This window comes from Streptomyces sp. NBC_00691, from assembly GCF_036226665.1.
GTDB lineage: Bacteria > Actinomycetota > Actinomycetes > Streptomycetales > Streptomycetaceae > Streptomyces.
In genome coordinates this window covers 6,136,657-6,150,262 of the sequence record NZ_CP109007.1, presented here as the reverse complement: position 1 = coordinate 6,150,262, position 13,606 = coordinate 6,136,657, and the positions used below count along the sequence as shown (strand labels likewise).

At 68.6% G+C, this 13,606-nt stretch carries 8 protein-coding genes and 1 pseudogene; 2 read left to right on the top strand and 7 right to left on the bottom strand.

The genetic code is table 11. The features are described 5' to 3' along the window. The first annotated feature begins 51 nt into the window (after nucleotides 1-51). Nucleotides 52-879, top strand: coding sequence for an SDR family oxidoreductase (locus tag OG392_RS27710; RefSeq protein WP_329283868.1), 828 nt, complete (start codon nucleotides 52-54; stop codon nucleotides 877-879). A 108-nt stretch (nucleotides 880-987) separates the two neighbouring features. Here OG392_RS27710 and OG392_RS27705 read toward each other — a convergent pair whose 3' ends face one another. The 3 genes and pseudogenes from OG392_RS27705 to OG392_RS37570 form a co-directional block, all read right to left on the bottom strand. Then, nucleotides 988-1,299, bottom strand: a complete 312-nt coding sequence (locus OG392_RS27705; RefSeq protein ID WP_329283867.1) for a DUF6087 family protein — start codon at nucleotides 1,297-1,299, stop codon at nucleotides 988-990. Between the two features lie 169 nt (nucleotides 1,300-1,468). After that, nucleotides 1,469-1,882, bottom strand: a complete 414-nt coding sequence (locus OG392_RS27700) for an NUDIX hydrolase (protein ID WP_329283866.1) — start codon at nucleotides 1,880-1,882, stop codon at nucleotides 1,469-1,471. Next, nucleotides 1,879-1,958: pseudogene (locus tag OG392_RS37570) on the bottom strand (NUDIX hydrolase); the annotation flags it as partial. The pseudogene OG392_RS37570 and the gene OG392_RS27700, both read right to left, overlap by 4 nt. Before the next feature lie 353 nt (nucleotides 1,959-2,311). Between OG392_RS37570 and OG392_RS27695 the strand changes: the two are divergent. Next, the gene (locus tag OG392_RS27695; RefSeq protein ID WP_329283865.1) at nucleotides 2,312-2,722 is read left to right on the top strand and encodes an endonuclease domain-containing protein; all 411 of its coding nucleotides are present in this window, start codon (nucleotides 2,312-2,314) and stop codon (nucleotides 2,720-2,722) included. Between the two features lie 370 nt (nucleotides 2,723-3,092). On the opposite strand, the gene OG392_RS27690 is transcribed toward OG392_RS27695, so the two are convergent. The 4 genes from OG392_RS27690 to pglY all read right to left on the bottom strand — a co-directional run bounded on the left by OG392_RS27690 (nucleotide 3,093) and on the right by pglY (nucleotide 13,591). Continuing rightward, entirely contained in the window at nucleotides 3,093-5,252 is a 2,160-nt protein-coding gene (locus OG392_RS27690) for a DEAD/DEAH box helicase (RefSeq protein ID WP_329283864.1), read from the bottom strand. Between the two features lie 53 nt (nucleotides 5,253-5,305). Further along, nucleotides 5,306-6,658 carry a BREX system ATP-binding protein BrxD gene (gene brxD / locus OG392_RS27685; protein WP_443054902.1) on the bottom strand — a complete coding sequence of 451 codons (1,353 nt, stop codon included), beginning with the start codon at nucleotides 6,656-6,658 and terminating at the stop codon, nucleotides 5,306-5,308. A gap of 121 nt (nucleotides 6,659-6,779) precedes the next feature. Next, nucleotides 6,780-9,698, bottom strand: coding sequence for a BREX-2 system phosphatase PglZ (gene pglZ / locus OG392_RS27680; protein WP_329283862.1), 2,919 nt, complete (start codon nucleotides 9,696-9,698; stop codon nucleotides 6,780-6,782). Next, entirely contained in the window at nucleotides 9,698-13,591 is a 3,894-nt protein-coding gene (gene pglY, locus OG392_RS27675) for a BREX-2 system ATPase PglY (protein ID WP_329283861.1), read from the bottom strand. The genes pglZ and pglY overlap by 1 nt, the downstream gene beginning before the upstream one ends. Nucleotides 13,592-13,606 lie beyond the last annotated feature (15 nt).

Sequence of the window (13,606 nt, the reverse complement as noted above, 5' to 3'; positions counted from 1 at the left end):
GGTCTCGATTAACCCTCAGACCACAGCAGGCGTGCCCTAGCGTGTTACGGCATGACTGCTTTGATCATCGGCGGCAGCGGGTTCTTAGGGACGGAGCTGCTACGTCAGGCCCACCTGAAGGGCCGGAGCACGGCCGCGACATTTCACTCACGCCCCGGCGACCCTGCTGTCACTACCTGGCACCAGCTCGACATCCGCGACCCTGTACGCATCGAGGCACTGCTGAACACGGTGGCCCCACAGACGGTGCTCGATGTGACGAGCGGCGAGTCCGACTGGACAGTCACCGCGGACGGCTCAATCCATGTCGCCATGGCCACCGCGAAGCTGGGCATCGGCCTGGTGCACGTCTCGAGCGACGCAGTGTTTTCCGGCATCGGCCGCGCCCAATACGACGAGTACTGCACCCCGGACCCACTCACACCCTATGGGGCCGCGAAGGCTGCCGCCGAAACGGCTGTCCGGCTCCTCTGCCCGGATGCGGCGGTCGTCCGCACCTCACTGATCATCGGACACGGACAGTCCGAACACGAACGCATGGTGCACGCGCTGGCAGCCGGGACACGGAAGGGTGCGCTCTTCACCGATGACGTGCGCTGCCCTGTGTACGTCGCTGACCTGGCAGCCGCCCTCTGGGAGCTCGTGGAGTCCAACGCCGCTGGCATCTTCCACGTGGCCGGCGCGGATGCCCTCAGCCGCTACGCCATGGGCGTGCTCATCGCCCGACGCGACGGGATAGACCCCGCACTGCTGCCTGCTGGCCGTCGGGCGGACAGCCACCTGCCCGGCGCCCTCGACGTGCGTCTCGACAGCTGCGCCACTCAACAGCGGCTGAACGCCCGGCTGCGCGGAGCACGAGAGTTCCTGGGGACGAGCTGACGAGACGGTCAGCCCCGTACACAACTGGAGGTAAGAGTGGAGAGCATCTTCTGCTCCGGCACGATCGCCTCGGCTGGATGATTGATGCTCGTCCTCACCCTCTGGGTTTCAGCCTGAGCCGGCGGGTGGCTTCCGGTGGCGACCAGCCGGCTTCGGCATCGGAGTCTCGACAGGAGGAGCAGGATCGGTCTGCGGAGAAGGGTTCAGGTGACGCTGCGCCGCCGCGTAGTCGTCCGTGATCGTGACGGGCTGCCACTGGTAGCCGTCCCATCTCACGATCACCCTCGGCTTGTCCGGGTTGACGTGGGCGGCACGCCTCGGGCCCCGGGTGAGAGGAACCGCGTCCATCTCACCCACGCGCTGGGCCCGGCGTCTAAGCCACCGCTCAGCCCACTCGCCGAAGGGCTCGTCCTCAATCATGGGCCTCCCCGTTCATCCGGCGGCAGAGTATCGGTCGCGGGCCCGGCACTGCCGAGGTAAGGCAGACCAGCCAGCCAGGAACCGACCTGGAAGGCATCCGCGCGTCTCGTGGCCGATCTCTGCTCCTCCTGACAGCGTGGCCCACAGCAACGGCCGAAGGCGGGAGCACTCAGCCAGTCAGTGCTGCGTCGAGGTAGTCCTGCACTGGCCCGAACAGTCCGTACGGCACATACTGCGGGATCTCCCCATGGGCGACCCAAGCGAGCTCGGCCAGCTCCTCGGTGTCCGCGACGTGGGCAGTGCCGCCCAACACCTCACAAGCGGTGTACGACATCAGCCGGCCCGTCTTCGGGTGGACACGCTCGCCGAGCAGCTTCATGGCGGCCACGTCCAGGCCGGTCTCCTCGTGGGTCTCCCGCACGGCGGCGTCTTCGCGCGCCTCGCCAGGCTCGACCTCACCGGCCGGGAACTGCCAGGAGAGCTGTCCCTCGCTGACCCGGCGACGCACCATGAGCACCCGCCCCTCGTGGACGACGATGGCCGCGGCGATGCCAGGTCGCTCCGCCGTGTTCTGCTGCGTCACGTCTGCTCCTCCAGGACGGCCAGGTTGGGTGGGAAGATCGTATCGACGGGATGAAGCGGGGCACCGAGCTTCTGGGGAATCATGTCCTGGTCGTTCGCCGACCGTACGGGTGCCGAGTTCGCTCAAGAGGGTGGCGGAGAAGCCTCTTGGAGGACCGCCTCTCACACCCGATGCCCTGCGCGACGACCTAGCCCCGGCAACCATCTGACACCATCGCACACCCAGCTCTGAGCGGGGCGTCAGCATGACCCGCCCGCCTCGAGGCCGAACGACTGCCGCCACGTACGCCGCTATGCCGGGACGCGCACAGGAACATCGCACCGCGGGACAAATCACGCATTCCGAGCCCAGTTCTGGGGCGCACCGTGGTGATTGGCGGCAACGAGAGGGATGGAACCCACTGTCAGTGATGACTGATAAACGTTAGGTATGTATGACGCTGTGTTCCTGAACCCCGAACCGGCATGCCACCGCTGGAAGTCACCGACAGATCTGGACCCGAAATCGCCGTCGCTGGGGAAGCTGATCTCGTGGCAGCGTGACCGATGTGCGATGTGCGGGAGATCCGCCACTGGGTGCGTGGTGGACCATGACCACGCCACTGGGCTTGTGCGGGGACTGCTGTGCTCCGCCTGCAACACGACGGAAGGAAGGAAGGAAGGGACCCGAAGAGGAACCGTTCGCCTCCTACCGCCGCCTGCCGCCCACGGCGATCATCGGTGTGACACTTCCGTACCGCCCAGGGGATCGTGCGTACTCATACCGATGCGATCGTTACCTCGGCTACCTGAGCATTCCCTCCGCCTGGTGTCCTGGGGTCAACGACCTCATTCTGCTTGATGACCCGTCGGATCCCGCCGCGATGATGCGCGCCATGGCAGAACACGAGCGCCAGAACCCGGGCATGGGAGACATGGCTCGGATCGAGCTGGTCGCATTCGAATGCGTGGGCGACCTCCTGCCGGCCGGCGCCTGTCGCGATCAGCGGAAGCACCTAGAAGGTGAGCCTTCGCCAGGGACGCCAGTGTTCGCGCCTACTCGCGCCGCCCGGGCACAGAGTCTGACCGGCACTCTGGCCGATGGTCGGGTACTGGACATGCGTAACAGGCCCCGTGGGCTCCCGCGCCGCGGATCAGCCCCTTTATGGAGGCGCGTCGACCGTTGAGGCGGTTCGTATCCCGCACGTGCGCCGCTGGCCTGGATCTTGGTCTCAGCCGCCCCATTCCAGTCGCACGGGCTCGCGGGCGGCGGCCAGGGCGCTGTCGAGGTCAACAAGGCGCTCGGCGAGGGTGGTGCTGGCAAGTCGGGGCGGGAGGGCGACGGAGAATTTGAGGCCGCGGACGGCGCGCGGGTCGACGCTGGGCAGGGTGAGGGAGTCGGGGAGTTCAGCGCGAACGATCTTCCAGTCGTCAGGGGCGAGGTCCTGGCGAAGACGGACATGAGTGTCGGTGGGACGCTGAACGGGGTCGGCGAGGTTGCCGAGGGAGGCTGCGAGCGTTGCGTTGGCGCGGTAGCCGGCCCAGGTCCACCAGCGGGTGGCATCGGCATTGCGGACCAGGAGGGTGCCCGCCGGGTGTACTTCGTGGGGTGCTCGGTCCATGCGGAGTTCGGCAAGCGTGGCAGTCGCGCGGCGGGTGAGGCGGACGTCGGGGTCTGTGCCGAGGAGGACGTCGCGCATGGCGCGGGTGAGGGCGTAGGAGAGGCCGCGGGCTTCGCTTCCCTGCCATTTGGCGATGCCTCCGTCTTCGACGGGTTCGACGAAGGCGCGACGTCGAGCCCAGTCGATGAAGGTGACCTGCCAGCTGCGGCCGGCCAGGAGTAGGCGTCGCGGGCCTGGGCGTTCCTCTGTGAGGACGGTGGGGTCGGTGGTCCCGATCTCCTTGCGTCCGGCTAGCACGGTGAACTCGGGCGGTGCTGTGAAGGAAGCGGTCAGCTCCATGAAGTGACGTCGGCCGAAGTGCTTCTCTGCTTCGGTGCCGATGAACAGCATGCCTCCGTCGCTGTCGAGGAAGCCGCCTTCGACGAGGTGGGACACGAGGGGTGCGGCGGAGCGGTCGAAGGGAGCCAGACCGTTCCATTGCTCGGGCCACAGGCGGTCGCCGAGACGGTGTTCCTGCAGGGTGACAGCGAGGATTTGCTGTGCGACGAGGTGACGGGGTGAGGGAGGCGGGGTGACGGGTTCGACCCAACCTCGGGACCACAGGGTGAGCAGGCCGGCGGCTTGGAGGAAGGCGTCGGGCCGGGTGGCGAGGAACAGACAGTTGCGGGAGGTGCCGCTGCGGCGTCCCGTACGGCCGATGCGTTGCAGGAAGGAGGCCACCGTGCTGGGTGAGTCGATCTGGATGACGCGGTCGAGGTCGCCGACGTCGATGCCGAGTTCGAGGGTTGAGGTGGAGACGATGACGCAGTCGCGTGCTTCGGCGAATGCCTGCTCCGAGCGGGCACGTTCGTCGGTGGAGAGGGAGGCGTGAGAGAGGAACACGGTGACGTCTCGGGCTCGTAGTGCCGCGCCGAGCTCTTCAACCTGCCTGCGGGAGTCGCAGAAGACGAGCCGTTTTTCGCCCTTGTGCAGGGCGGCAATTACTTTGGCAGCGTTGGCGAGGGATCCGACGTAGTCGAGTTCCACCTCTCCTGCGGGACGCGGGAGATCTTCGGCGTCGGCTGCTGAGGTCCCGCTGCCCGGCAGGGTCACTCCGGGTGCGACGACTCGGCCGGGGCGGTCGGCGGGGCTGGCGCCCTGGAGCCAGGTGAGCAGAGTGTCGGGGTTGCCGACGGTGGCGGAGAGGCCGATGCGCTGGATCCGTTGGCCGGCCAGTCGCTCCAGTCGTTCGAGTACGGCGAGCAGGTGCCAACCACGGTCGTCCCCTGCGAAGGCGTGCACCTCGTCGACGACGACGGCGCGTACTCGGCTCAGCATGTGCATGTGGTCAGTCTTGACGCTGATGAGCATCGCCTCGAGGGACTCGGGCGTCGTCAGCAGGAAGTCGGGGGACTCGGTGCGGATGCGGCGGCGTACGGACTCGGGGGTGTCGCCGTGCCAGAGCGCGGCTCGACGGCCCAGCCATTGGGCGTAGCTGTCGACCCGGTGCACCAGGTTGTTCAGGAGTGCCTTGAGGGGGGCCAGGTAGAGGACGGAGGTGCCGGTCCAGTGCTTCTCCCGCATCGCGGACAGCATCGGGAAGGTGGCCGCCTCCGTCTTTCCACCGGCGGTCGGGGCGAGCAGGATCGCGTCCTCGCCGTCCATCAGCGGGTGCACGGCCGCCTTCTGCAGGGGGCGCAGGTCCGGCCATCCGAGCGTGTTGACGATGTGGTGCAGGACTACCGGGTCGAGACGTTCCACCGGGTCGGTGGCGCGCGGCTGATCCTGCACGTCTATGGCTCCTGCGCTGGTCGTCAGAGTTCGGAACTTCGAGGAAGGGCTCTTCAGAGCTCGAGGTCGAGGTCGTCCGCGGAGGTGGCCGGAGTGGGCGCGGCGAAGTTCCGTTCTGTGGCGGTGAGGTCGCCGCTGGAGACCGTGAGCTTGTAGTGCGTGCGCGGGTCGAAGTCGGGGAACTGGTCGATCCGGTCGAGCACATCTCCGACCAGTTTCTTCAGGTACAGCCGTGGCGCTACCCCGACCTTTCCGCCAAGAGCGCCGCCCACGGCCCGTGCCAGGTCGGTGAGGTACGCGTCGTCGGCGAGCTGCTTGATCCGGTCCGGGGACTGGGAGCCGTCCGCGTATAGGTCGCGGATGGTGGCGCCCAGGCCGGTCAGTGACTGCTCGGTGAATCCGGGCAGCCGGATCTGGACGGCCCGTGGGTTGTCGAAGCGGGGGTCGGTGGTGAAGTCGGTGGCGAGGCGCTGGGCGAGTGGTGCGAGTCGCTGTACACCCTGCTGTCCGTCGTAGAAGGCGGGCGTCCCGGTGATGATGAGGTAGAGGCCAGGGAAGCGGCCGGAGTGAACCTCGTCGATGAGCTGTCGCAGCGCGTTGAGTGCCTTGTCGCGTGCGTCGGAACGAACCCGCTGGAGGGTCTCCACCTCGTCCAGCACGAGGACGAGTCCGGCGTGCCCGGCGTCCCGGAGCACGGTGAGGAGGCCCTGCAAGAAGCCGAAGGCTCCGAAGTGGTCCAGGTCGCCGCGGACACCTGCGCTGCGCCGGGCGGCTGCGGCGACGTGTGGCTGGCCGCCGAGCCAGGCCATGACCGCGGCGGCGGTGGCCTCGTCTCCGGCGTCCAGGGACTGCTTGTATCCACGTAGGGCGGTGGCGAAGGCGGGGGCATGCCGGGAGACCTCGGCAAGCCGGGCAGTGAGAAGCCGGTCCACGGCCTGCGGCAGCTCGGTCTCGCTCGCGCCGTCGGCGAGTGCGTCCTCCTCCAGCGCGTAGAACCACGCGTCGACGACCGGCCGCAGTGCGCTCGGCGGGAAGCTCACGGTGGTCAGGCGTTCGGTGAGCCGCCGGTAGACGGTCTCCAGCTTGTGCAGGGGGGTCTCGGTCTCCGACACCTGTACTTCGGCCACGGCGAAGGTGCGTCGTTTGGCGCGTTCGCCGAGCCAGCGGGTGAAGAAGGTCTTGCCGGATCCGTACTCGCCACGCACGGCCTTGAATACCGAGCCGCCGCCGGCGACGGCGTCCAGTTCCTCGTCGATTGCCCCTTCGAAGCGGCCCAGGCCGGTCGCGAGCAGGTCGAGGCCGCTTTCGGGGACGGCGCCGCGCCGCAGCGCATCCACGACGGCGCGACGTCGCACGACGCCGACCGGGGCGGCAGCCCCTGATGCTGAAGATCCAAACGCGTTCACCCGAACAGTCTCCCATCCGACCGCCCACCTGGCCGGATACCGATGCCAACGCCTGACATCCAGCACGCGGACCGGGCGGGCCGGGAGACCGGCCCGCCCGACGCAGGCGTACTGCACTGGTTCACAGCCCGAACTGCTCGATCAGCTGGGCACGGTGCAGGCGCAGGGTGCGGTTGTCAGGAAGGATCTCCAGGATCTGGGCACCGTCGTAATTGAGGAGCTGGGCGAGGGTCGCTGCGAAACCGGGTGCACGCGTGGCGGGCTGGCCCGCTCGCTCGGCAAGAGCGGTCATCGGCAGGGTGCCGGCCTCGACAAGCGCGACCAGTCCCCTCGGGAGGACGGTCTTGTCGCGTGGCTTACGGGCGAGCAGGTCCAGCTGTGCCTGGTACAGCTCGGTCGCCATGAGCCGCTCGACCAGGGCAACAGCAGGGTCTTCGGACTGGTTGGAGGTGGGTGCGGTCTCGGGCTCGGCCGCTGGCTCGGCGGGTTCCTGCGCTACGGGGGGTGCCACCTCCTCTTCGCCGAACAGGCTGATGGCGCCCTCGGGCGCGGGCGGGGCAGCCTTCCTGTTCTGCTTGCGGCGCGGGCTCGCCACGGCGGCTTCGGGCACGCCACCTGTGCCCGCTTCGTTCTTGGCACCGGCCTCGACGACGCCACCGCCCTCGGCGTCCTCCGTCCACCAGGAGGGTGTCGGGTCGCCAAGCTCCCGCCATCCGATCGGCGGCTCGGCGCCGAAGGGAAGGAGGGCGAGGAGGGGGATGGTGAACTCGGCGAGGGTCGCCCCGCCGTGGTAGCCCGCCTTGAGCGCGGTGTACCGGGTGTCGTGGTCCCGCAGCGCGACGATTCGCGATCCGGGCTCCGGCCAGACCACCCGAGGTCCGGACAGCTCGATCTCGGCCGGGGCGACGGGTCCACCAGGAGTGCGGTGGCGGGCCGAGCCGATCGTGCCGCTGGCCGCGTCGAGCTTGGTGCCGCGCCGCTCGACTACGTGTCCGTGGTCGGAGGTGAGTAGCACGGTCATGCCGAACGCGCGGGCAGCGCGCAGCAACGGTTCCAGACCGCCGATTTCCTTGGCCTGCCACGCGCCGTCGCCGAGTTTCTGCTCCTTGCCGAGGCGGTCGTCGACCGTGTTGAGTACGACCGCGACATGGGTCCGGTCGTCGGCGAGGGCTTCAGTGAGGGCAGTGGAGAAGGGCGAGCCGGTGTCCGGGCCGCGCAGGTCATCCTTGTGGAATACGACCGCCGGTGCCCCGTTCCAGCAGGAGTGCTGGGGGAAGAGCCGCTTCTCGTCGTTCTGGTCGCCCTTCATCAGGGTGCCCGCGAACAACGAGGTCCGGGATACGGTCGTGAGGGTGGGCAGCGCGGCAGCCACGGCACGCCGGACGGGCGGTCCGGCCACGGTGGGCAGCGGGTCGAACTCCGCCCACTGTCCCCGGAGTTCTTCGCCAAGCTCCGCAGCTATCGCCGCGCTCATCCCATCCACGAGCAGGAGCAGGACCCGTCGGCCGGGGGTGGCCACGACGGGTGCAACAACACGGTCCAGCAAGCTCTCCACGGTGAGCATGGCGCCGGGGGCGGTGCCACCCGCGGTCCACACCGCGAGCCGCTCGGAGAATGCACGGTCCAGCTCGCGGCGCTTGTCCCGCACCTGCGCGCCGATCCGGCTGTACGCGTCGGCGAGAACGTCGTCCGGGTCGCCGCCCGCTTCGAGGTGTTCCAAGGCCCGGTCTACCCAGCCGAGCTCGCAGATCTGGCGGGCGGTGCCGTCAGCGACCGAGGCGATATCGGCCTCAGGCGAGCCGGCAAGCCACTGCCGCAACCGCGCCGCCATCCTCACCCGCTCGATTCGCGCGCGGGTGGCGCCGTCGGCGGCCAGAGCATGGTCGGCCAGCGCGATGACGGCAGCGGTGATCGTGTCGGTGCCGCCCTCGGCAAGGGCACGACCAGCCGCAGTGAAGCGGGCATCGAGCCCAGCCGAGAGCAGCGGGCTGGCAGTCGCGGCAGCCTGTGCCCCGAACTGTGCCACGAGCTGTGCGGCCCGAGTCAGAACCGGGTCGGCGAGCCGGTGCTCGCCTCGGTCGACAAGCCCGCGGACGAACGCCTCGCCACTGGATCCGAAGGAGGCCAGAAGTCTGTCGAGGTCGTCGCCCTGGGCAGGAGGCTGTTCACCGAGCCACCGCTCGGCGCGCCCTCGCGCCCGGTACAAGTCGTGGTCGGCCTCCGCGTGCCCCCACAGGGCGGCGCAGACGACCGCGTACGCGGCTGCGTCGGCCCCGTGTTCGGCGTTCACCAAGGCGGTGATGATCTTTCCGGTCGAGCCGCCTTGTTCGGGTTCGGCGAGGAAGCGGGCCAAGCCTGCCCGTTCCGGTCCGCGCAGTTCGCGCAGGAGGTCGGGGCCGCCAGGGGTAAGGGCCCATCGGAACAGGGCGACGGGGTCGATGCGGTCTCCGTCGTCGTGTGCGGCCGGCCCGCCCAGCGCATCCGTGTCGTGGCGGCCGAGCCTGAGACGGCGCCTGGCCAGTCGGGTGAGTGCCTCGTCTCGGGAGAGCACTCCCTTGCCCAACGAGGGCCAGCCGCGGGTGGCCGCCGCGTCCAGGAGCGCTTCGGCCGCCCAGGTCTCGCTGCGCAGTCGCCCGTCGAGGCCGCGTGCGTCGAACGCCTCTTGCACGACTTCCCAGTTGTCGACGGACCGGATCCTGCCGCCGTAGACGCGGGCAAGCAGCCCGGGGTCGAGGTCGGTGTCCTCGCGGTCGGTGAGGACGACCAGGACCTTGGGGTCGGGGGCAGTTGCCGCGTCGAGGTGGCCCAGGATCTGCTCATGTACGGCCAATACCGAGGGACCGACGGCCACGCGCGCCCGCAGCACGCCCGCAGTCTGTAGCACGGCGGGCCCGTCCCAGGCCGGATCGGCCCGCAGCAGCAGGACGCGGACCGTGCCGTCACCGAGCCGGCTGCGCGCGGCCAGGTACTGGCGGACGGTACCCGCCGTCAGCCGGGCAAGACCAGCGGACGCGGGCGCTGCGATGACGGTCTCGGACATCAGTCGACAACCTTCCAGACGACCTCGACGGTGGCGTTGGGGTTCTCGGCCGCGAGCGCCGCGATCTCCGCCTGCAACTCGGCGGCAGCCCGCGAGGCGGTGGTCCGCCCACCGCCGGAGCGGACAACGGACCGAGACGGCGTGCGGGACCCCGGCTGCGCCACCGGCTCCGGCAGAACCTGTGGGTGGGCAGAGCCGCCGATCAGGTCCACGTCGTCCGAACTCGGCGACGGGATAACGGGGGTTTGAGGCTGCTCGGCGGTGGTCTGTCGGGACCTCAGCAGGGACAACACCTCCCGGCCACTGGCCTGCAACACGCCCGGCAGGTCGGGGTAATCCCCCGGATCGCCGACGGCAGCATCTCGCACCCGCTCCAGGACAGCCGCGCCGTCCACACCGAGGGTGTCGGCCAGGCCCAGCTGGTCCCAGCTGGTGTTCTGCAGCGCGGCAGCAACCTTCCCCGCGCCCTTGAGGGACATGGCGTAGCGGTGTGCGGTGAAGTCGCCAAGGTCGAAGCGTGCGAGCCGGTCAACGACGCTCTTGGCGTCTATGCCGCCCTCCGTCACCGACTTCACCAGCTCCTGCGCCCGCCGGGCGAGGACGAGGCGAGGCGAGGCGTCATCGAGGCGCAGGAAGGAACGGTGCTTCTCCAGCTCCCCGACGAGCCGTCCTGCGTCCTGGGCAAGCGCGGTGGCGGCCTGCTTGATCTGTCCGGCGAACTGGTTGACGATCCGCCCGCGACGCAGTTGCGGCGCCCGGTCCCCGAGCACGGTCTCGTACCTCTTGCGCGCCTCGGTCCAGTCCTCCTCGCTGGGCAGAGCCTGCTCACGCAGGGCGTAGTCCCGCTTCAACTCATGTGGTGCGGGCGCCGGTTCGACGGGGACACCCCCGCGAACCCACACCCGGTCGGTCGTCTCCGCGTAGGCGGCGGCGAGCAGCCGGCGAAGCGGCTCGGACAGTCCGCGCGGCTCGGGAAGGTCGCTCCAGTCGGAGAGCTTCACCAGAGTCGGCTCGGCCGTACCGTCCCGGCGGGCCTGGCTGGTGAAGTGGTCAGGCCAGGTGGTGGACTGCCGGTAGTACGCCTCCCGCATGGTGCCGAGCCCGAGGCCGCCTGCGATCCGCGCCATGATCTTGCGGTCCTTGCCATCGACCTCGACCTGTCCATCGCGGTCCTCGGCAGCCTTGCGCACGTACTCGAAGACGGTCCTGATCTCGGCAGGCTTCACAGACTTGCCGGCCCCATCGGGGTCCAGGTCGGGGTGGGCAGGGTACTGGTGGGCAAGCAGCCTGCCAGCCAGGTCGCGGGCAGCAGCGTCCAGCGCTGCACCGAGCGGAAGTCGAAGCTCAGGTACATCCTGCTGGGCGACCAAGTGGGTGTCGAAGCCGAGGTCGACGACCCCTTCCTGCTTTTGTGCGAGCCCGTACGCCTGCCGCAGCGCCTGGGTGACGCGCTCGGTGAGGATGTTGCGCTGTGACTGCAGCATGCTCTTGGCGCGCGCCTTGTCGTCAGCGTTGAGGCTGCGTGCGAATTCGGAGTCGAATCGTGCCTCGTCGGCGAGGGCCTTGTCGATGACGACGAGACGCTCGAAGTCGCTGCGGGAGGCGTCGGTCAGGTGCGTGGGCAGCCAGGCCAGGGTGCGCGAGTCGCCGCCCGGCTTCTCCCGCAGGGCACGCAGCCGCTGCAGGTCGTCCATCGGACCGAACTCGCCCTCGTCATAAGGGAAATCGACGACGAGCCGCCAAGCGTCGTCCTGGCTGGGCCGCAAAGTCGCCTCTGACAGCGAGTCGACGTCGGCGACGTGGCCAAAGACCACCTCGATCTGTCGTTCCGTGCCCTTCCACACAAGGTCCAGCACGTCGTATGCGTCAAAGCCGCCGGGCCCGTCACCAACCCCGAGCGCGTCCTTGAGCAGGCTGCGCATCTTGGCACGCCGGTTGCCCAGGTTGTTGTGAACCTGTGCGTTGGCGAGGACGGCGTCCAAGTCGACGCCGGTGAGCTCCAGACGGACCACCGACCCCGGCCCGGTACCGGCGACCTTGATCTCAGGGAAGGTCGCCGCCCACTCCTTCACCTTCTGCTCCAGCCGGCCAACCTCCGTTCCCGCGATGCGGGTGGTGATGGAACCGTGGTTGAGAGCGTGCAGCCGCGCCAACGTGAGGTCGGCGAGCGCGGGCACACTGGGCGCGAGCGCCGACAGCAAGAGGGTCTGCAGGAGCCGGCTGTCGCCGGTGAAGTCGCGGCAACGGGCCGCGAGCTGCGGGTCGCCCAAGCTCTCGGGAGAGCGTCGGTACGCCTCGACCTGGTCCTCGGTGACCTGGTTGGTCTTCAGCAAGTACGGGCGCAGCTTGTCCCGGTACAGCTTGTCGGCAGCCTCGAAGTGGACATTGGTCTCCCCACTGAACGCCTTGTCGCCGCCGCCCGCGATCGCCGGATACAGATCGCCGAGCGGCACGAGCTGTCCGAGCCGCCAGTCGTCACGATGGTCGACGAGCAGCTGGCTCATCAACTTCAGGCCAGTGCGGGAGCGCTGCAGCGCGGCAGAGATGTGCACCAGGGTGTCCATGAACGCCGGCGGGAACGGGTAGGTCCGCCTAAAAGCGTCCTCGTCCGCGCCGGTGGTGGACTTGTCGTGACCCAGCAGGGTGTCCCACACGTCCGGACCGAGCTTCTTGGCCTCGGCGAACGCCGCGTCCACCTTCGCCTCGGCACCCGGCACGGGCTTGAGCAGACGAGCCTGCGCGATCTGAGGAAGGTTGCGGTCCTCCAAGACAATCTCGTCGTAACGCCCGCCGTTGAGCTTCAGGGTGTCCTGCACTGCCGCCTCGGCGGCACCCGACATTTCCTCACCGACGAGCTCACGCAGATCGCGCTGACGGGCGATGAACGACACCACCGGAATGGCACGCCGCTCGTCACCGCCCTCCACGAAGTTCGTCACCTTGCTGGATTCCCTGCCCAGCACCTTCTGGTCGTGGATGAGAGTAGCCAGCCACAGGATCAGCTCGTCCATGAACAGGATGAGCCCGTCGTAGCCCAGCGCCTTGGCGTGCGCCGCGATGACGCTGAGCCCCCTGTCGAGGGAGATGAAGCCGCTGACGTCCTCGGAAGCATTGCGCGCGAAGGCGGGGAACAGCGTTCTTGTGAGGTCCTGCACGAGGCGGGCACGCAGTTCCCTCGGCGTGGAGGGATTGTCCAGATCGAGGCTCTTGGTGTTCTCGTGCTCCTCCACCGCGTCCATGGCCTCGTCGAGAAGGCTGCTGGCCCAGGAGAAAGAATCACCCCATTCGTCCTCCTGACCACCGGCATCGGCGAGCTGCGCGATCACCCAGTCGTCGCCGTTACGGCGGCGCTGCTCGGCAAAGTCCTCGAAGATCCCGTCGGTCCGATAGACCTGCGGCAGCGGGCAATCCTCGTGCAGCTTGCGTACGTGCTCCACGTACTTGCCGAGCACCCGCTGCTCCAAAGACTTGGCGCCGAGCATGTGGTACGGCACCAGCAGGAACTTGCGATCGTCCGCGTCCAGCCAGGAGTGCCGGGCCCGAACCTGATCGAGCTCGCTACGGTTCCGAGCGGCCTGGTTGCGCGAGAGCAGCGCGTAAAGCACCGCCATGAAGTGCGACTTACCGGAACCGAACGAACCGTGCAGATATGCCGCCTTCGACGAGTGACTGTCGAGCGCCGACTTGATCAGGTCCAGGGCCTCGTCGAAGTTGCCCAGCAGCCGGTCGGTGACGACGTAGTCCTTCAGGGCCGCCTCAGCCCCCTCGGGGGTGACCGCCTCGTTCAGCTTCAGCACGAAGTCGGAGGTGGACACCGACTCCGGGATGTCGATCAGCTCCCGCAGAAGCGGCCGGTCCTCAGGGCGAGAGTTGTTCCTACTCATGAACGCCATGGTGTTTAAGCTCCT